A 17748-nucleotide genomic window follows, 5' to 3' on the forward strand; every position below is an offset into this window, starting at 1 on the left:
CACACGACGACAAAGTTTGCGTTCAGGAAACGCACAGGGAAAACGCAGAAACTCCACTCAATTGTTCACGTTCCCCTGTGACTTGAGTCACAAGGGGCAGATATTGTTGACCCTGTGTACCGAGTGGGCAGCGCGCTGTGATTCAGTGGCTGAAGACCACTGAGAGACGACGGGACGCACGGTAGGGAAGCGCCAGAGACAGCCCTTGACGCGCTGCGAGGTCTCGGGGGGAGGGCGAGCATGGAGACCGAGTCGGAGCCGTATGTCCGCCTTGCGTCCCTGCGGCAGCTTCACCAGGTCATGGCCGACATGAACACGGCGCGCAGCCTGGCGGACACCCTGCAGACCGTCGCCGACGGCGCCGTGGGCGCTCTCGGGTACGAGCTGGCGTGCGTGAACCTGGTGCGGCCCGACGGGGACCTCGTCGTCGCCGCCTTCTCCGGCAACTCCGCCGCCGAGTCCCTGATCACCGGCCGGGTCGGCTCCCGGGACTCCTGGGAACGGCGTCTGACCATGGGCGAGCAGTGGGGCGACCTGGTGTTCATACCCCACACCGAGGGCTGGGTGCTGGACGACGACGACGTCCCGCAGTGGTACACCGACGGCCCCGCTCCCCGCTTCGAGGACGAGTGGCACCCCGCCGACCGTCTCTTCGCCCCGATGTACACGCCCGGGGCGCAGGGCAACTCCTCCGGCGAGCTGCTCGGCGTCATATCCGTGGACCGGCCGCGCAACGGCCGGCACCCCGGCGCCTGGGGCCGCGAGGCCCTGCAGATGTACGCCTTCCAGGCCGCCATCGCGATCAGCAACGCGCGCTTGCGGTCCAACATGCAGCGCGCCCTGGTCCGCCTGGAGCGCGAGCAGCAGGCGCTCAGGGCCAGCGAGGAGAGCTTCCGGCAGGCCTTCGAGTACGCGCCCTCCGGCATGGCGATCGCCGAGATGGGCGGCGACCAGCACGGCCGCATCCTGCGCACCAACGACGCCCTGTGCCGGCTGCTCGGCCGGCCCGCCTCCGCGATGCGCCGCTACTCCTTCTCCGACCTGGTCCACCCCGAGGACATCGGCACCCTGCTGCGGACGTCCGCCGAGGGCGGCCGGGCCGAGCTGCGCCTGGGCCGCCGCGACGGCAGCTACGTCTGGGTGAGCCTGCGCAACAGCGTCGTCGCCGACGCCGCCGACGGGCCCCGCTTCCTGCTGACCCACGTCGAGGACATCGAGGAGCGCAAGCGCCGCGAGCTGCAGCTCGCCCACCGCGCCTCCCACGACTCGCTGACCGGCCTGCCGAACTCCGCCGAGCTGCGCTCCAGGCTCTCCGCGCGCCTGTGCCACCGGCCGGCCCACGCCGGCGCGCTGGAGTCCCTGGACGCGGCCTACGGCCACCCCGCCTTCGACGCCCCGCCCGGGCACGGCTTCGACTTCGCGCAGGGCGCCGAGGCCTTCGACGGCTACGACCACCACGTCCACACCGTCGCCCCGGAGGGCGCCCACGACGACGGCGCCAAGGGGCTCGCGGTCCTCTTCTGCGACCTGGACGGCTTCAAGTCGATCAACGACAGGTTCGGCCACAACGCGGGCGACGCGGTGCTCATCGAGGTCGCCCGGCGGCTGACCCGCGGGGTGCGCGACGGGGACACGGTCGCCCGGCTCGGCGGCGACGAGTTCGTGATCCTCGCCGACGGTCTCGGCAAGGCCGACGCCCAGGACCTCGCCGTGCGCCTGCGCAACGAGATCATCCAGCCCATCCGCGCCGAGGGCCGGGCGGTCCGGGTGGGCGCGAGCTTCGGCATCGGCTGGGCGCACTGCGGGATGACGGCGGACGAAGTGCTGAAGTCCGCCGACGAGCGGATGTACGTAGAGAAACGATCTCGTCCCAAACAGCACCGGCGTGCCGGATGAATCGCAGGTCAGTGAGTTGATGCGATGCGAGTCACCCGTTTGGCCCAGTCGGAGCGGGTAGGCTCGCCATTCCACACCCGTATCGCATCCACCCGCACCTGTTGAGGAGTACCAAGGGATGACGCCCGGCGACAACGGCGCGAGCACGCCCGAGGACGACGACCCGTTCGGCTATCTGTACGCCGACGGCCAGGCCCGAGGGGCCCAGCCGCCGACGGGTGGCTACGGCTATCCGAACTCGGTCAGCAGAGTGCGTGCGGTCGGCGAGCGCCAGTACGCCCAGCCGCAGGCCGGCTACGGCCAGCAGCAGACCGCGGCCCCGCAGCAGCAGGGTGGCTACGGCCAGCCGAACGCCCACTACCAGGCACCGGAGACGCTGCCCGGCGGCGCCCCGTCGGGACGGCAGTCCATGGCGCCGGCCGGCGGTGGCGGCGGGCGGCGCGGCCCGAACACCAAGGGCCTGCTGATCGGCGCGATCGCGGTGGTCGCCGCGGTCGTCATCGGCATCGGCGTGGCGATGATCAACGGCAACACCGGCGACGACAAGTCCGGAAACCAGGCGGACGCCTCCCCGGCCCAGTCGCAGAGCAGCGAGCCCAGCCCGTCGAACAGCGCCTCGGCGCCGTCCGGCGAACTGCCGAAGGCCGACGCCGCCGCCCTCCAGCTCGCCGGCAACGCCGCCAAGGCCTCGGACGTCAAGGGCGCCCAGGCCGCGGGCGGCACGTACGTGGGCGGCCTGAACAGCGTGGGGTCCTCGGTCACCTGGACGTTCGACAACGTTCCCGAGCAGGGCGCCTACACCCTCTTCGCGCACTTCAGCGTGGTCGGCGAGGACCAGGCGATGACGGTCACCGTCAACGGCAAGCCGTTCGCGACGAAGCTGCCGCTGAAGAACTACACCCACACCAACGACGGCGACTTCTCCAAGGGCTGGACCACGACGTTCGTCTGGCCCACGCTCGAGAAGGGCCACAACACGGTCTCCATCTCCTGCCAGCCCGGCGACAAGTGCGACGCCCTGCTGGACCAGCTCTGGATCAAGAAGGGCCAGGTCAAGAGCTAGGGCGCCGAGGGCGAGGGCCCGCGGGTCCTCATGCCGCGCTGACCACTCCGGTCACCGCGACCCGCCCCAGCAGTTCCGCGTAGGTCCCGGGGTCGAACTCCCCCGCCCCGGGCGCCCGTACGGTCGCCGCCGACAGGGCCGCCGCCCGGGTCAGCCGGTCCGGCCAGGGGAGTTGTTCCACGAGTCCCGACAGCAGGCCCGCGACCGCCGAGTCGCCGGCGCCCGTCGGGTTGCCGTGGACGCGGGCGGGCGGGGCGGCGCGCCAGCGGCCCTCGGGGGTGGCGGCGAGCAGGCCGTCCGGGCCGAGGGAGGCGACCACCGCGCGGGCGCCGCGCCGCCGGGCGTCCTGGGTGGCGCGCGATGGCTCGTGCGAGCCGGTGAGTTCGGCCAGCTCGTCGGAGTTCGGCTTGATGATGTCGGGCCGGGCCGCGACCCCGCGGCGCAGCGGCTCCCCGCTGGTGTCCAGCAGCACCGGGACACCGCGGGCGCGGGCCGCGCGTATCAGACCCGCGTACGCGCCCACCGGCAGGCCGGGCGGGAGGCTGCCGGACAGCGCCACCGCCGAGGCGCCGCCGAGCAGTTCGGCGTACCGGTCCTGGAAGGCGGCCCACTCGGCCGGGGAGATCTGCGGGCCGGGCTCGTTGAGCTGGGTGGTGTCGCCGGTCCGCTCGTCCACCACGGCGACCGTGCGCCGGGTGGCCCCGCCGATCGGCATCAGCGCGTCCGTCACCCCGGGTGTCCGCGCGAGGAGTTCGCGCAGCACCCGGCCGGTGGGGCCGCCGGCGAAACCGGTCGCCGTCACCTCGTGGCCGAGGGCGGCCAGCACACGGGCCACGTTCACGCCCTTGCCGCCCGGCCGTTCGATGACCTGGGAGACCCGGTGCGAGGTGTGCGGCCGCAGCGACCCCACGCGGTAGGTGATGTCGAGAGCGGTGTTCAGCGTGACCGTGAGGAGCACCCGGTCCGACCTCCCTCGAAGTCCGTCGCGTCATCGGTTTGCGGGGACCTGATCATGCCAAAGAGACGGCGGCCGGCCCAGTGCGCGGGTCGGCCGCCGTCTCCGGACGCCGGGACGGATCAGGGCAGTCGGGGCGCGACGACCCATTCTCCCTGGCGCAGCACGCCCTTGAGGTCGAAGTCCGCGTCCAGCAGCACCAGGTCGGCGTCCTTGCCGGGCTCCAGGGAGCCGATGTGGTCGGACATCCCCAGCAGCCGGGCCGGGTTGGCGGACAGCGCGGTGACGGCGTCCGGCACCGGCAGCCCGTCGACCGTCACCGCCCGCTTGAACGCGCGGTCCAGGGTCAGCGTGGAACCGGCGATCGAGCCGCCGTGCACCAGCCGGGCCACGCCCTCGCTGACCTCGACCTCCAGCGGGCCGAGCATGTAGCGGCCGTCGCCGATGCCGGCCGCGTCCATGGCGTCGGTGATGAACGCGACCCGCCCGGCGCCCGCGTGACGGAACGCCAGCTCCAGCGCGGCCGGGTGCAGATGGGTGCCGTCGTTGATCAGCTCGACGGTGACCCGCTCGTCCTCCAGCAGGGCGGCGATCGGGCCGGGGGCGCGGTGGCCCAGCGGGGGCATGGCGTTGAAGAGGTGGGTGGCGACCGTGGCGCCCGCGTCGACGGCCGCGACGGTCTGCTCGTAGGTGGCGTCCGTGTGCCCGACCGCCGCGATCACCCCGTGCTCGGCGAGCAGCCGCACCGAGTCGATGCCGCCCGGCAGCTCGGTCGCCAGCGTGACCATCCGCGCCCGGCCGCGCCCGGCGTCGATCAGCTTGCGCACCTCGCCCGGGTCGGGGTCGCGCAGCAGTTCCTCGGAGTGCGCGCCCTTGCGGCACGGCGAGATGAACGGTCCCTCGAAGTGGATGCCCGCGATGTCCCCCTGCTCGGCCAGCTCGCTCAGCAGCCCGGCCTGCCGGACCAGCAGGTCCATCTCGTCGGTGACCGTGGAGGCGACCAGCGTGGTGGTGCCGTGCCGCCGGTGGGTGCGGACGGCGGTGAGGATCTCCTCGGCCGTGCCGGAGAAGGACGCCCCGCCGCCGCCGTGGTTGTGGATGTCCACGAAACCCGGGACCAGCCAGTGACCGCTCACGTCGATCACCTCGGCGCCGGCCGGGGCGCTCACGGCGTCCGCCGGGCCGGCCGCGGTGATCCTCGTGCCCTCCACGACCACGCGCCCGTCGTCCACCACTTCGGTGGGCAGTACCACCCGAGCACCTGCGAGTACCAAGCTGGGAGCCATCAGGCGGTTACCTCCGTGGGGTCGGTCGTGGGGTCGGTGGAGTCGAGGAGATCCCGGGCGAGAAGTCCCGCGCCCAGGCAGCCGGCGGTGTCGCCGAGGGCGGCGGGGACGATGGACGGCAGTTTCTGGAAGGTGACCCGGCGCCGGACGGCGTCCCGCAGCGGCTGGAACAGCACTTCCCCCGCCTCGGCCAGGCCGCCGCCGATGATCAGCGTGCGCGGGTCCAGCAGGGTGAGCGCGGTGACCAGCCCGTCGGCGAGCGCGTCCACCGCCTCCTGCCACACCCGGACGGCGTTCGGATCACCGGACGCGACGGCCTCGGCGCAGTCGGCCGCGTCCGCCTCCGGGTCTCCGCAGGCCGCCGCCCACGCCTCGCTGACGGCGGAGGCGGAGGCGTACCGCTCCAGACAGCCGTGCTGCCCGCAGGGACACGGTGTGCCGCCGGGCCGTACGACGATGTGCCCGATCTCGCCGGCGAAGCCGTGCGCGCCGGCCTCCACCCGGCCGTCGACGCCGATCGCGCCGGCGATCCCGGTGCCCAGCGGCACGAACAGGAACCGGTCGGCGCCCTTGCCCGCGCCGATCCGCCCCTCCGCGAGGCCGCCGGTGCGCACGTCGTGGCCGAGTGCCACCGGGACGCCGAGCCGCTCGGCGAGCAGCGCGCGCAGCGGGACGTCCCGCCAGCCGAGGTTGGCGGCGTACACGGCGATGCCGCGCTCGTCGTCGACGATGCCGGGGACCGCGATGCCGGCCGCCGCGGCCGGCTCGCCGAAGGTCTCCAGGCCGTACGCGCGCAGCTCGGCGGCGAAGCCGAGGATCGTCCCGACCACCGCGTCCGGCCCGCGCTCGCGCCCCGTCGCCCGGCGGGCGCGGTGCAGCAGCGCGCCGTCGTCACCGACGAGGGCGGCCTTCATCCCGGTACCGCCCACGTCCAGGGCGATGACATGTCTCACGGGGGACAGTGTGGCCCCCTGACCCACAAGAGGTCTAGTCCACTCACGTGGTGTAGACCTTACGTGTCCACATGTTGAACGGTCAGACGGCAGGGTTGGGGCTTTGAGGGTGCGTCGGCGTACGGCAGGAACGATCGCGGTGATGTCCGCACTGGGCATGACGGCGGTCCTCGGCGGCTGCGGGAGCACGGGCTCCGACGTGACCCTCAGACTCGTCGCGGCCGACTACGGCGACTCGGCGGCGAACGGCTCCCAGAAGTACTGGGACGCGCTGGCCAAGGAGTACGGAGCCGCGCACGGGGTGAAGGTCGAGGTCAGCGTCTACTCCTGGAACGACGTCGACCGCAAGGTCAAGGAGATGGTCGACGCCGGGCACGCCCCCGACCTGGCCCAGATCGGCGCCTACGCCGACTACGCGGCCGCGGACAAGCTCTACCAGGCCTCCGACCTGCTCTCCATCCGCACCCAGGCCGACTTCCCCTCCGCGCTCTCCGACGCCGGCCAGTGGAAGCACGTGCAGTACGGCATCCCGTTCGCGGCCTCCACCCGGGTGCTCTTCTACAACAGGACCCTCTTCGACGAGGCTGGCATCACCCCGCCCGCCACCTGGGACGAACTGGCCGCCGACGCCCGCGCGCTCAAGGACAAGGGCGTGAAGTACCCCTACGCGCTGCCGCTCGGCCCGGAGGAGGCGCAGGCCGAGACCATGCAGTGGCTGCTGGGCGGCGGCGACGGCTACACCGACGACGCCGGCGCCTACAGCATCGACTCCGCGAAGAACGTGGAGACCTTCACCTGGCTCCGGGACGACCTGGTCGGCAAGGGCCTGACCGGCCCCGTCGCCCCCGGGAAACTGAACCGCGCGGACGCCTTCGCCGCCTTCGCCGACGGCCAGGTGGGCATGCTCAACGGCCACCCCACGCTGATCCAGCAGGCGGCCAGGAAGGGCGTGAAGTTCGGCACCGTCCCGATGCCGGGGCGCACCGGCCGGACCAAGGCCTCCATGGGCGTCACCGACTGGATGATGGGCTTCAGGCAGAACGGGCACGCCCGCGAGATCGGCGACTTCCTCGACTTCGTCTACGAGAAGAAGAACGTCCTCGCCTTCTCCCGCGAGTATGGGCTGCTGCCGGTCACCGACTCCGCGTCCAGCGCCATGTCCGCCTCGGACGCGGCCGCCGACAAGGCGCTGCGCCCCTTCCTCGACGAACTGCCGGTCTCCCAGCTCTATCCGGTCGGCAAGACCTCGTGGGCCTCGGTCAGCGCCGCCGTGAAGAAGGACATCGGCAAGGCGGTCGCCCCCGGCGGCAGCCCCGCCGACGTCCTGTCCCGGCTGCAGTCGACGGCCGCCGCCGCGGACAGCGCCGACGTCAACTGAGCCAGCTGTCGGTGCCCGGCGCTACGGTTGCCCCCATGGAGGAACTGGGCAGCCGCGAACAGGCCATCCTCGCGCTGGAACGCCGGGGCTTTTCCGGCCCCGGCGCGAAGGAGCGCGCGATCCGCGAGGAGCTGGGCCTCGCCCCGGTGCGCTACTACCAGCTCCTCAACGCCCTCCTGGACGACGCACGGGCGCTCGCCCTGGACCCGGTGACGGTCAACCGCCTGCGCCGGGTGCGCGACGCCCGCCGCGCGGAGCGCTGACACCCCGGCGCCGAGCGGGGCAGAAGCTCCAGGAGTGACCCGGGCCCCCGCCGGATAGTGTCCCTGTATGGACCTCCTGCCGACCCCGGCGACCCAGGCCGGCCGCGACGGACTGCACGCGCTGCTGGCCAAGCCCCGCGCGGCGGTGATCGGCCTCGACTTCGACGGCACGCTCGCCCCGATCGTCGCCGACCCCGAACAGGCCCGCGCCCACCCCGGCACCGTCCCCGCGCTCGCCGCGCTCGCCCCCGAGGTGGCCTCCGTCGCCGTGATCACCGGCCGGCCCGCCGAGGTCGCGGTGCGCTACGGCGGCTTCGCGGACGTGCCGGGTCTGGAGCACCTCACCGTCCTCGGCCACTACGGCGCCGAGCGCTGGGACGCCGCGACCGGCGAGGTCACCGCGCCCCCGCCGCACCCCGGTGTGGCCGCGGTCCGCGCCGAGCTGCCCCGGCTGCTGGAGCGGGCCGGCGCCGGGCGCGGCACCTGGACCGAGGACAAGGGCCGGGCCGTCGCCGTGCACACCCGCCGCGCCGACGACCCCCAGGCCGCCTTCGAGGCCCTGCGCGCACCCCTCGCCGAGCTGGCAGCGCGGCACGGCCTGATCGTCGAACCCGGCCGGCTGGTGCTCGAGCTGCGGCCGCCCGGCATGGACAAGGGCGTCGCCCTCCTCGACCACGTCCGCCGCACCGCCGCCGGGTCCGTCCTCTACGCGGGCGACGACCTCGGCGACCTCCCCGCCTTCGCGGCCGTGACCGAACTGCGTTCCGAGGGCATCCCCGGCCTGCTGGTCTGCAGCGGCAGCACCGAGGTCACGGAACTGGCCGAACGGGCCGACCTGGTGGTCGACGGCCCGCAGGGCGTGGTCGCGCTCCTGGGCGCACTGGCGGCGAGGCTCGGCTGACGCGGCCCCGCCGCCGGACTCCTCAGCCGGTCAGCGCGTCGAGCTGGTCCAGGAACCACCGCTCGGGCGGCAGCGCGGTCGCCGCGGCCGCCAGCCTCTTCGACCGCTCGGCCCGCTCGCCCGGGGACATGCCCAGCGCGGCGTGCAGCGCCTCCGCCGTCCCCACGACGTCGTACGGGTTCACCACGATCGCGTCCTCGCCCAGCTCCTCGTACGCCCCGGCCTCCCGTGAGAGCACCAGCGCGCACCCCTCGTCGGAGACGACCGGCACCTCCTTGGCGACCAGGTTCATGCCGTCCCGGATCGGGTTGACCAGCGCCACGTCCGCGAGCCGGTACGCGGCCAGGGAGCGGGCGAAGTCGTCCTTGACGTGCAGCACCACCGGCGTCCAGCCGGGCGTCCCGTAGCGGGAGTTGATCTCCTCCGCGACCCGCCGCACCTCGGCCGTGTAGTCGCGGTAGATCTCCAGGTCCTGCCGCGAGGGGTAGGCGAACGCGATGTGCACCACCCGCTCGCGCCACTCGGGACGGCTCTCCAGCAGCTGCCGGTACGCCAGCAGCCCGCGCACGATGTTCTTGGACAGCTCGGTGCGGTCCACCCGGACGATGGTCCGGCGCCCCTCGCCGACCTCAGCGCGCAGCGCCGTCATCCGCTCGTCCACGTCCGCCCGGTGCGCCCGCTCGCGCAGGAAGTCGGCGTCCGCGCCGAGCCCGTGCACCCCGATCCTGGTGCCGGACGGGATGCCGGGTCCGAGCACCGCGTGGCAGCAGTCCGTGAACGCGTCCGCCCAGCGCTGCGTCAGGAACGCCGCGCGGTCCGCGCCGAGGATGCCGGTCAGCAGCTCGGCGGCGATGTCGTCGGGCAGCAGCCGGAAGTAGTCCGGCGGGGCCCAGGGGGTGTGCGAGAAGTGGCCGATGCGCAGATCGGGGCGGAGCTGGCGGAGCATGCGGGGGGCGAGGGCCAGGTGGTAGTCCTGGATCAGCACCGCGGCGCCCTCGGCCGCCTCCTGCGCCAGCGCCTCGGCGAACGCCCGGTTGTACGCCTGGTAGGAGGCCCACTGGCGGCGGAACTCCGCGTCGAGGACCGGCTCAAGCGGGGTCTGGTAGAGCATGTGGTGGACGAACCAGAGCACCGAGTTGGCGATGCCGTTGTAGGCGTCGTGGTGCACGGACGCGTCGATGTCCAGCATCCGCACGTGCTGCCCGCCGGTGTCCTCGGCCGGCAGCAGGCCGCCCCCGGCCCGCCGTGCCGCCTCCCGGTCGCCGTCGCCGAGCGCGGCGCAGACCCACACCGCGTTGGTGTCCGGCCCGATGGCCGACAGTCCCGAGACCAGCCCGCCCCCGCCCCGTTTGGCGCGCAGCGAGCCGTCCTCGAGCACCTCGTACGAAACCGGGCCGCGGTTGGACGCGACCAGCACCTCAGCGGCGTGCGTGGAAGACATGACTCTCAACCTAGCCCGGCCCGGAAACGCTCAAACGTACGCTCCGCCCGGGAAGGGGGCTGTATACAGCCGTTCTTCCCCCGTCCGCGGCGCCCGCCCGGCGCCCCGCCCGCCCGGCGGCTCAGGCCGCCCTGCGGTGCGGGTTCAGGCCACCCTGCGGTGCGCGTACTCCGCGATCTCCGCCATCGGCGGCCGCTCCTCGGTGTCCACCGGGTAGGTGCGCGGCTCGAACCCGTCCTCGCCCCGCTCGAACTGGGTGAGCGAGGGCCGCACGAGGTGGCCGCGGGCCAGCCGGAGCTGAGCGGTGCGGTAGATCGCCGCGGCCATCCGGCCGAGCGCCTGCCCGTCCTGGTGCCGGTGCCTGCGCACGCCCACGTCCACCTGGGCCAGTGCGTCGAGGCCCACCAGGTGCAGCGCGTCCACCAGCATGCCGAGCTCCACCCCGTAGCCCACCGGGAACGGAAGCCGCTCCAGCAGCGAGCGGCGGGCCGCGTACTCCCCGCCCAGCGGCTGCACGAACCCGGCGAGCTGCGGCCAGTGCATGTTCAGCAGCGGCCGGGCCATCAGCTCGGTGACCCGGCCGCCCTGCCCGGCGGCGCCCCCGAGCGGGCGGTCGTACATCGCCTTGACCAGGTCGACGTCCGGGTCGGTGAGCAGCGGGCCGACGATGCCCAGCACGAAGTCGGAGGAGAACTCCCGCAGGTCGGCGTCGACGAAGCAGACGATGTCCCCGCTCGTCGCCAGCAGCGAGCGCCACAGCACCTCGCCCTTGCCGGGGACGGCCGGTATGCGCGGCAGTAGGGCGTCGCGGTGCACCACCCGGGCGCCGGCCGCGGCGGCGGCCTGGGCGGTGCGGTCGGTGGAGCCGGAGTCGACGACGACCAGCTCGTCGACCAGCGGGGCCCGGCGCATGAGGTCCCGGCGGACGGCGGCGACTATCTCGCCGACCGTCTCCTCCTCGTTGAGCGCGGGCAGGACGACGGAGACGGACAGTCCGGTGCGCTGCTTGGCGGCCAGGACCCCGTGCAGCGGACGGTCGGCCACGGACCAGGAGCGGGTGGCCAGCCAGCGCTCGACTTCTTCCAGCACGGTCTGGGGCTCCTCACTGTCGTGATCACACCTCACGGGAGTGATGCATCTCGCGGTTCGGACGACTGTCTCAACTGTCCCGGCCGTCGGTTACAGTCTTGAACAACGCCGATGACCATCGCATGTCGGGGGTCGCCCGGCGTTCACAACCGAATACCGCTCATCCAGAGGGGCAGAGGGACACGGCCCGATGAAGCCCCGGCAACCCCCCTGAGCCGCACTCGTTCGCGCGAGGCTCCCGGCCAGGGAAGGTGCCAAATCCGTCTCACGGCGAGATGCGTCGTGAGGAAGATGAGGAGAAAGGGCCTCGCCTCCATGGCTGTGCAGACAGTTGCAAGCACCAGCAATCCCGCCGTCGACCTCGGCCCCGCCGCTGCACTGAGCTGTCGCGAATGCGGCCACCGGGTACCCCTCGGACCGGTCTTCGCGTGCGAGGAGTGTTTCGGCCCGCTGGAGATCGCCTACGACTTCTCCGGCTACGACGCCGAAGAGCTGCGCCGGCGCATCGAGGCGGGCCCCGCGAACATCTGGCGCTACGCGCCCCTGCTGCCCGTCCCCGCCGACGTGGCCGACAAGCCCAACATCAACCCGGGCTGGACCAAGCTCGTCAAGGCCGACAACCTGGCCGCCGAGCTGGGCGTCACCGGCGGGCTGTACGTGAAGGACGACTCCGGCAACCCGACGCACTCCTTCAAGGACCGCGTCGTCGCCCAGGCCCTGGAGGCCGCGCGCGCCTTCGGCTTCACCACCCTGTCCTGCTCCTCCACCGGCAACCTGGCCGGCGCCGTCGGCGCCGCCGCCGCCCGGGCCGGCTTCCGCTCCTGCGTGTTCATCCCGCACGACCTGGAGCAGGGCAAGGTCGTCATGGCCGCGGTCTACGGCGGCGAACTCGTCGGCATCGAGGGCAACTACGACGACGTGAACCGCTTCTGCTCCGAGCTGATCGGCGACCCGGCCGGCGAGGGCTGGGGCTTCGTCAACGTCAACCTGCGGCCGTACTACGCCGAGGGCTCCAAGACGCTGGCGTACGAGATCTGCGAGCAGCTCGGCTGGCGGCTGCCGGACCAGATCGTGGTCCCGATCGCCTCCGGCTCCCAGCTCACCAAGATCGACAAGGGTCTGCGGGAGCTGATCGAGCTCGGCCTGGTCGAGGACCGGCCGTACAAGATCTTCGGCGCCCAGGCCGCGGGCTGCTCGCCGGTGTCGACCGCGTACAAGGCGGGCCACGACGTCGTGCGGCCGCAGAAGCCGGACACCATCGCCAAGTCCCTCGCCATCGGCAACCCGGCCGACGGGCCGTACGTCCTGGACATCGCGCGCCGCACCGGCGGCGCGGTGGAGGACGTGACGGACGAGGAGATCGTGGACGCCATCAAGCTGCTGGCCCGCACCGAGGGCATCTTCGCGGAGACGGCGGGCGGGGTGACCGTCGGCGTCACCCGCAAGCTGATCAAGGACGGGGTCCTGGACCCGGCGAAGACCACCGTCGTCCTCAACACCGGCGACGGCCTCAAGACCCTCGACGCGGTGGCCGGCACCGGCCTCACCGCCACCATCCGCCCGAACCTGGACTCCTTCCGAGAGGCTGGCCTCGCATGAGCGTGACCGTTCGCATCCCCACCATCCTGCGCACCTACACCGGCGGGCAGGCCGAGGTCGCGGCCGAGGGCGCCACCCTCGCCGAGGTCATCGAGAGCCTGGAGAAGAACCACACCGGGATCGCCGCCCGCGTGCTGGACGACCAGGGCAAGCTGCGCCGCTTCGTCAACGTGTACGTGAACGACGACGATGTCCGTTTCGAGCAGGGCCTGCAGACCGCGACGCCGGACGGCGCCGGCGTCTCGATCATTCCGGCCGTCGCCGGCGGCTGACAGAATGACCGATCATTACCTTCGGTAACGCCGGTTACCGATTGTTCATTGAATGGCCCCCTCCGCGAGAGAAGCGGAGGGGGCCATTCTGATTGATTGAGCACGGTAGAGTTGGGGAACCCGCCCCCGGATCGTTGGCCGGGAGTCTTGGATTCACCGCGGTGCACCCGACAAGAAACAGCCAAAGTGCGGGCTCTCTCTGCGGCTTTTGCGTATTTTATGGGGCCCGACTTGCCCTGAATTCGGGCGAATTCACGCTACATTCCGGACCGTTCGCGTCCATATTTCTCGTCCGATTGACCTGTTGCAGACGGCAGTTGGGCAGATACATTCAGCGGCGGTCGACGCGTTCCGGCGCACGCCCCCGGCCAATGGGGGGTGAGGTCTGACCCGGGTCCGCGAAGTGTGGATCTGTGCAAGGGCCAGTAATAGGGGAGTTAGGCATGGCTCAGGGCACCGTCAAGTGGTTCAACGCGGAGAAGGGGTACGGCTTCATCGCGGTCGACGGTGGTGCGGACGTATTCGTCCACTACAGCGCCATTCAGATGGACGGCTACCGCACCCTGGAAGAGGGCCAGCGGGTGGAGTTCGAGATCTCGCAGGGCCAGAAGGGCCCGCAGGCCGACATGGTTCGCCTCAGCGCCTGAACGTTTCTTGCACGAAGGGCCCGCACCTCGCACAGGGTGCGGGCCCTTCGCCGTGCCCGGCGCGCCCCCGCGCGCGCCGGGGCGGGGGCGCCCACGCGCCCGGGCCGCGCGCCCCCCTGTTCGCCGGGGGCTGACAGCGCCCCGCAACCCCGAAGGCGCTTGCACTCGACCATGCCGAGTGCTAATCATTGGCGTTAGCACTCTGAAGGTGAGAGTGACAGTGAGGACCGGGTCGGTGAGGCCCGCAGGCCAAGTGGGGCAAGGAACCACGCGGCAGGCGAGCCGTCCGTCGCGGGCGCGGGCGCGGTCCGAAGGAATCACCCCCAGTCCTGGAGGGACCACTTCACATGGCCAAGATCATCGCGTTCGACGAGGAGGCGCGGCGCGGCCTCGAGCGCGGCATGAACCAGCTCGCGGACGCCGTCAAGGTGACGCTCGGCCCCAAGGGCCGCAACGTCGTCCTCGAGAAGAAGTGGGGCGCCCCCACGATCACCAACGATGGTGTCTCCATCGCCAAGGAGATCGAGCTCGAGGACCCGTACGAGAAGATCGGCGCCGAGCTGGTCAAGGAAGTCGCCAAGAAGACGGACGACGTCGCCGGCGACGGTACGACCACCGCGACCGTGCTGGCCCAGGCCCTGGTCAAGGAAGGCCTGCGCAACGTGGCCGCCGGCGCCAACCCGATGGCCCTGAAGCGCGGTATCGAGAAGGCCGTCGAGGCCGTCTCCGCCGCCCTGCTGGAGCAGGCGAAGGACGTCGAGACCAAGGAGCAGATCGCCTCCACCGCGTCCATCTCCGCCGCCGACACCCAGATCGGCGAGCTCATCGCCGAGGCCATGGACAAGGTCGGCAAGGAAGGCGTCATCACCGTCGAGGAGAGCAACACCTTCGGCCTCGAGCTCGAGCTCACCGAGGGCATGCGCTTCGACAAGGGCTACATCTCCGCCTACTTCGCCACCGACATGGAGCGCATGGAGGCGTCGCTCGAGGACCCGTACATCCTCATCGCCAACTCCAAGATCGGCTCCGTCAAGGACCTGCTCCCGCTGCTGGAGAAGGTCATGCAGTCGGGCAAGCCGCTGCTGATCATCGCCGAGGACGTCGAGGGCGAGGCCCTGTCGACCCTGGTCGTGAACAAGATCCGCGGCACCTTCAAGTCCGTCGCCGTCAAGGCCCCGGGCTTCGGCGACCGCCGCAAGGCCATGCTCGGCGACATCGCCATCCTCACGGGCGGCGAGGTCATCTCCGAGGAGGTCGGCCTCAAGCTGGAGAACGCGACCCTGGACCTCCTGGGCCGCGCCCGCAAGGTCGTCATCACCAAGGACGAGACCACCATCGTCGACGGTGCCGGCTCCTCGGAGCAGGTCAACGGCCGTGTGAACCAGATCCGCGCCGAGATCGAGAACAGCGACTCGGACTACGACCGCGAGAAGCTGCAGGAGCGCCTGGCGAAGCTCGCCGGCGGTGTCGCGGTCATCAAGGCCGGCGCCGCCACCGAGGTGGAGCTCAAGGAGCGCAAGCACCGCATCGAGGACGCCGTCCGCAACGCGAAGGCCGCCGTCGAGGAGGGCATCGTCGCCGGTGGTGGCGTGGCCCTGCTGCAGGCCTCCCAGGTCTTCGAGAAGCTGGAGCTCGAGGGTGACGAGGCGACCGGCGCCCAGGCCGTGAAGCTCGCGCTCGAGGCCCCGCTGAAGCAGATCGCCGTCAACGCCGGCCTCGAGGGCGGTGTCGTGGTGGAGAAGGTGCGCAACCTGACCCCGGGCCACGGCCTGAACGCCGCGACCGGCGAGTACGTCGACCTGGTCGCCGAGGGCATCATCGACCCGGCGAAGGTGACCCGTTCCGCGCTGCAGAACGCCGCCTCCATCGCCGCGCTGTTCCTCACCACCGAGGCCGTCATCGCCGACAAGCCGGAGAAGGCCGCCGCGGCCGCTCCGGGCGGCATGCCGGGCGGTGACATGGACTTCTGATCCCACGCGGATCGGCCTGTCCTTTCCGAGGGCGGTACCCCCTGTCTGTGGCAGGGGGTGCCGCCCTCGGGCGTGTCCGGGATCACAGCGCCGCTCGGCCGCCGGCGGAATGCGCCACCGCCCCTGGGAGGTTTGCTTAAGGAGCTGCAACAATGCGTGCGCACATACCAATCGGTCAACCGAGTCGTCACCGAGGAGCCCCCACGTGACCGTCACGCCGCCCCCCGCCTCCCGCGCGGCCCAGATCCTCTCCCGCCCCATCACCCTGGGCGGTCTGACCGTCCCCAACCGCATCGTGATGGCGCCGATGACCCGGATGTTCTCCCCCGGCGGCGTCCCCGGCGAGGACGTGGTCTCCTACTACGCCCGGCGCGCCGCCGCCGGCGTCGGCCTGATCGTCACCGAGGGCACCTACGTCGGCCACGAGTCCGCGGGCGGCAGCAGCCGGGTGCCCCGGTTCCACGGCGAGGAGCAGCTCGCCGGCTGGGCGAAGGTCGCCGAGGCCGTGCACCAGGCGGGCGGCACCATCGTCCCGCAGCTCTGGCACATCGGCACCGTCCGCAAGCAGGGCCAGAACCCCCACCCGGACGCCCCCTCCCACGGCCCCTCCGGGCTGCGCGTGGACGGCACCGAGGACGCCACGCCCATGACCCAGGACGACATCGACGCCGTCATCGGCGCCTTCGCCCAGGCCGCGGCCGACGCCGAGCGCATCGGCTTCGACGGCGTGGAGATCCACGGCGCCCACGGCTACCTGCTCGACCAGTTCCTGTGGGAGGGCACCAACCGCCGCACCGACGCCTACGGCGGCGACCCGGTCGCCCGCACCACCTTCGCCGCGCAGATCGTGGCGGCCGTCCGCGCCGCCGTCTCCCCGGACTTCCCGGTCATCTTCCGCTTCTCGCAGTGGAAGCAGGAGGCCTACGACGCCCGCCTCGCCGAGACCCCCGAGGAGCTGGAGGCGATCCTCGCCCCGCTGGCCGCCGCGGGCGTCGACGTCTTCCACGCCTCCACCCGCCGCTACTGGCTCCCCGAGTTCGAGGGCTCCGACCTGAACCTCGCGGGCTGGACGAAGAAGCTCACCGGCAAGCCGGTCATCACCGTCGGCTCGGTCGGCCTCGACGGCGACTTCATCAACGCCTTCCAGGGCGAGGGCTCCCCGGTCAAGGGCATCGACAACCTGCTCGACCGCCTGGAGGCCGAGGAGTTCGACATGGTGGCCGTCGGCCGCGCCCTGCTGCAGGACCCCGAGTGGGCGGCCAAGGTGCTCGGCGACCGCTTCGACGAGCTGAAGCCGTACGACGCGGCCGCGCTGCAGTCCCTGAGCTGAGGCGTGGTCCCGGGGACGCCTACAGGTTGCCCATCGGCTCGATGTCGACCTGGACGGGCGTCCCCCACACCCGCAGCACCTCGTAGTCGGTGAACTCGTGCACCAGCCGGTAGGCCATCGCCGGCCGGGAGCCGCGCCGCTGGGCGGCGAGGTACGCCTCGGCCTCCCGCCGGTCCCGCCGGGGCGTCCCGCACAGCTGCCACTCCCGCCCGTTCCACGCCTCCGGCAGCCACCGCTGCTGGGGCTGGGGGCGGTCTGCGCGCACGCCGTACCGAGAGGTCCCGGCGGCGGGCGCGGCGTCCGCCTGCGCCCGGCCGCCGCTCTGGTACTCCGAGCGCCGGGCGGCCCGGCGCCGGGTCTCGCACAGCAGGCACAGATCGGGCGCGCTCCTGTCGACGGGGCCGTGCGGGTGCTCGGGGCACCGGGTGGTGGGCGCCCCCGCCCCCACGGTCTCGTCCAGCAGGTCCAGGGCCCGCCGCAGATCGGCCTTGACCTCGTGCAGCCGGGCGTCCGGGGTGTCGGCGGACAGGGCCTCCCCGTGCTCCCCGAGCAGCCTGAGGGCACGTCCGAGGGCGGTGAGCTGGGCGTGGTTCATGTCGGTCCGCGCAGTCCTTCGGCTTCTCCGGGTGCAGGGTGGCGCCGGCCGGAGCCGGCAGTTCGACGGTAACGCGCCCGCGGCCGGTGGTACGCCCCGGCGGCGGTGGT

16 protein-coding genes and 1 riboswitch are annotated in these 17748 nt (G+C 72.3%); of the genes, 10 read left to right on the top strand and 6 right to left on the bottom strand.

Features of this window, described 5'->3' with window-relative positions; all coding sequences use genetic code 11:
• The first annotated feature begins 240 nt into the window (after positions 1 to 240).
• Positions 241 to 1896 (top strand): diguanylate cyclase CdgB, encoded by a 1656-nt coding sequence (gene cdgB, locus TNCT1_RS12490; RefSeq protein ID WP_143630965.1) that lies wholly within the window; start codon positions 241 to 243, stop codon positions 1894 to 1896.
• A 118-nt stretch (positions 1897 to 2014) separates the two neighbouring features.
• Entirely contained in the window at positions 2015 to 2959 is a 945-nt protein-coding gene (locus tag TNCT1_RS12495; protein WP_143630966.1) for a carbohydrate-binding protein, read from the top strand.
• Between the two features lie 28 nt (positions 2960 to 2987).
• Here the strand turns inward: TNCT1_RS12495 and TNCT1_RS12500 are convergent, their stop codons facing one another.
• The 3 genes from TNCT1_RS12500 to TNCT1_RS12510 form a co-directional block, all read right to left on the bottom strand.
• Entirely contained in the window at positions 2988 to 3917 is a 930-nt protein-coding gene (locus TNCT1_RS12500) for a 1-phosphofructokinase family hexose kinase (protein WP_143630967.1), read from the bottom strand.
• A 119-nt stretch (positions 3918 to 4036) separates the two neighbouring features.
• Complete coding sequence (gene nagA / locus TNCT1_RS12505; RefSeq protein WP_143630968.1) at positions 4037 to 5200, bottom strand: N-acetylglucosamine-6-phosphate deacetylase; 1164 nt, start codon at positions 5198 to 5200, stop codon at positions 4037 to 4039.
• The gene (locus tag TNCT1_RS12510) at positions 5200 to 6153 is read right to left on the bottom strand and encodes an ROK family protein (protein ID WP_143630969.1); all 954 of its coding nucleotides are present in this window, start codon (positions 6151 to 6153) and stop codon (positions 5200 to 5202) included. The genes nagA and TNCT1_RS12510 overlap by 1 nt, the downstream gene beginning before the upstream one ends.
• Positions 6154 to 6295: 142 nt before the next feature.
• Between TNCT1_RS12510 and TNCT1_RS12515 the strand changes: the two genes are divergently transcribed.
• From TNCT1_RS12515 to otsB, 3 genes are all read left to right on the top strand, one after another.
• Positions 6296 to 7531 (top strand): extracellular solute-binding protein, encoded by a 1236-nt coding sequence (locus tag TNCT1_RS12515; RefSeq protein WP_174266259.1) that lies wholly within the window; start codon positions 6296 to 6298, stop codon positions 7529 to 7531.
• Positions 7532 to 7566: 35 nt separating this feature from the next.
• Entirely contained in the window at positions 7567 to 7794 is a 228-nt protein-coding gene (locus TNCT1_RS12520) for a DUF3263 domain-containing protein (protein ID WP_143630971.1), read from the top strand.
• Between the two features lie 67 nt (positions 7795 to 7861).
• Complete coding sequence (otsB, locus tag TNCT1_RS12525; protein ID WP_143630972.1) at positions 7862 to 8695, top strand: trehalose-phosphatase; 834 nt, start codon at positions 7862 to 7864, stop codon at positions 8693 to 8695.
• A gap of 22 nt (positions 8696 to 8717) precedes the next feature.
• Here the strand turns inward: otsB and TNCT1_RS12530 are convergent, their stop codons facing one another.
• Together TNCT1_RS12530 and TNCT1_RS12535 are read right to left on the bottom strand one after the other, a co-directional pair.
• The gene (locus TNCT1_RS12530) at positions 8718 to 10136 is read right to left on the bottom strand and encodes a trehalose-6-phosphate synthase (protein WP_143630973.1); all 1419 of its coding nucleotides are present in this window, start codon (positions 10134 to 10136) and stop codon (positions 8718 to 8720) included.
• 144 nt (positions 10137 to 10280) lie between these two features.
• Positions 10281 to 11225, bottom strand: coding sequence for a glucosyl-3-phosphoglycerate synthase (locus TNCT1_RS12535; protein ID WP_143630974.1), 945 nt, complete (start codon positions 11223 to 11225; stop codon positions 10281 to 10283).
• Positions 11226 to 11382: 157 nt separating this feature from the next.
• A riboswitch (SAM riboswitch) is annotated at positions 11383 to 11523 on the top strand.
• A 17-nt stretch (positions 11524 to 11540) separates the two neighbouring features.
• Here TNCT1_RS12535 and thrC point away from each other — a divergent pair.
• The 5 genes from thrC (at position 11541) to TNCT1_RS12560 (ending at position 17043) form a co-directional block, all read left to right on the top strand.
• Positions 11541 to 12824: a threonine synthase gene (gene thrC, locus TNCT1_RS12540; protein ID WP_174266260.1), complete on the top strand. Its 1284-nt coding sequence runs from the start codon at positions 11541 to 11543 to the stop codon at positions 12822 to 12824.
• A complete protein-coding gene (locus TNCT1_RS12545) occupies positions 12821 to 13096 on the top strand; it encodes a MoaD/ThiS family protein (protein WP_020940781.1) in 276 nt (91 codons plus the stop codon). Before thrC ends, TNCT1_RS12545 begins: the two co-directional genes overlap by 4 nt.
• Positions 13097 to 13539: 443 nt before the next feature.
• Positions 13540 to 13743, top strand: a complete 204-nt coding sequence (locus TNCT1_RS12550) for a cold-shock protein (RefSeq protein WP_004929928.1) — start codon at positions 13540 to 13542, stop codon at positions 13741 to 13743.
• Positions 13744 to 14090: 347 nt separating this feature from the next.
• A complete protein-coding gene (groL, locus tag TNCT1_RS12555; protein ID WP_143630975.1) occupies positions 14091 to 15713 on the top strand; it encodes a chaperonin GroEL in 1623 nt (540 codons plus the stop codon).
• A 205-nt stretch (positions 15714 to 15918) separates the two neighbouring features.
• Complete coding sequence (locus TNCT1_RS12560; protein WP_143630976.1) at positions 15919 to 17043, top strand: NADH:flavin oxidoreductase; 1125 nt, start codon at positions 15919 to 15921, stop codon at positions 17041 to 17043.
• Positions 17044 to 17062: 19 nt separating this feature from the next.
• Here the strand turns inward: TNCT1_RS12560 and TNCT1_RS12565 are convergent, their stop codons facing one another.
• Positions 17063 to 17638 carry a hypothetical protein gene (locus tag TNCT1_RS12565; RefSeq protein ID WP_143630977.1) on the bottom strand — a complete coding sequence of 192 codons (576 nt, stop codon included), beginning with the start codon at positions 17636 to 17638 and terminating at the stop codon, positions 17063 to 17065.
• Between the last annotated feature and the right edge of the window lie 110 nt (positions 17639 to 17748).

The sequence above is a fragment of the Streptomyces sp. 1-11 genome, from assembly GCF_007176755.1.
GTDB lineage: Bacteria > Actinomycetota > Actinomycetes > Streptomycetales > Streptomycetaceae > Streptomyces.

What these genes read in the sequence shown, in the direction of transcription:
- TNCT1_RS12550 (WP_004929928.1), top strand. Translation starts at nt 13,540, where the DNA reads ATGGCTCAGGGCACCGTCAAGTGGTTCAACGCGGAGAAGGGGTACGGC.
- groL (WP_143630975.1), top strand. Translation starts at nt 14,091, where the DNA reads ATGGCCAAGATCATCGCGTTCGACGAGGAGGCGCGGCGCGGCCTCGAG.
- TNCT1_RS12565 (WP_143630977.1), bottom strand. Translation starts at nt 17,638, where the DNA reads ATGAACCACGCCCAGCTCACCGCCCTCGGACGTGCCCTCAGGCTGCTC.
- TNCT1_RS12520 (WP_143630971.1), top strand. Translation starts at nt 7,567, where the DNA reads ATGGAGGAACTGGGCAGCCGCGAACAGGCCATCCTCGCGCTGGAACGC.
- TNCT1_RS12515 (WP_174266259.1), top strand. Translation starts at nt 6,296, where the DNA reads ATGTCCGCACTGGGCATGACGGCGGTCCTCGGCGGCTGCGGGAGCACG.
- TNCT1_RS12495 (WP_143630966.1), top strand. Translation starts at nt 2,015, where the DNA reads ATGACGCCCGGCGACAACGGCGCGAGCACGCCCGAGGACGACGACCCG.
- nagA (WP_143630968.1), bottom strand. Translation starts at nt 5,200, where the DNA reads ATGGCTCCCAGCTTGGTACTCGCAGGTGCTCGGGTGGTACTGCCCACC.
- TNCT1_RS12530 (WP_143630973.1), bottom strand. Translation starts at nt 10,136, where the DNA reads ATGTCTTCCACGCACGCCGCTGAGGTGCTGGTCGCGTCCAACCGCGGC.
- TNCT1_RS12545 (WP_020940781.1), top strand. Translation starts at nt 12,821, where the DNA reads ATGAGCGTGACCGTTCGCATCCCCACCATCCTGCGCACCTACACCGGC.
- thrC (WP_174266260.1), top strand. Translation starts at nt 11,541, where the DNA reads ATGGCTGTGCAGACAGTTGCAAGCACCAGCAATCCCGCCGTCGACCTC.
- otsB (WP_143630972.1), top strand. Translation starts at nt 7,862, where the DNA reads ATGGACCTCCTGCCGACCCCGGCGACCCAGGCCGGCCGCGACGGACTG.
- cdgB (WP_143630965.1), top strand. Translation starts at nt 241, where the DNA reads ATGGAGACCGAGTCGGAGCCGTATGTCCGCCTTGCGTCCCTGCGGCAG.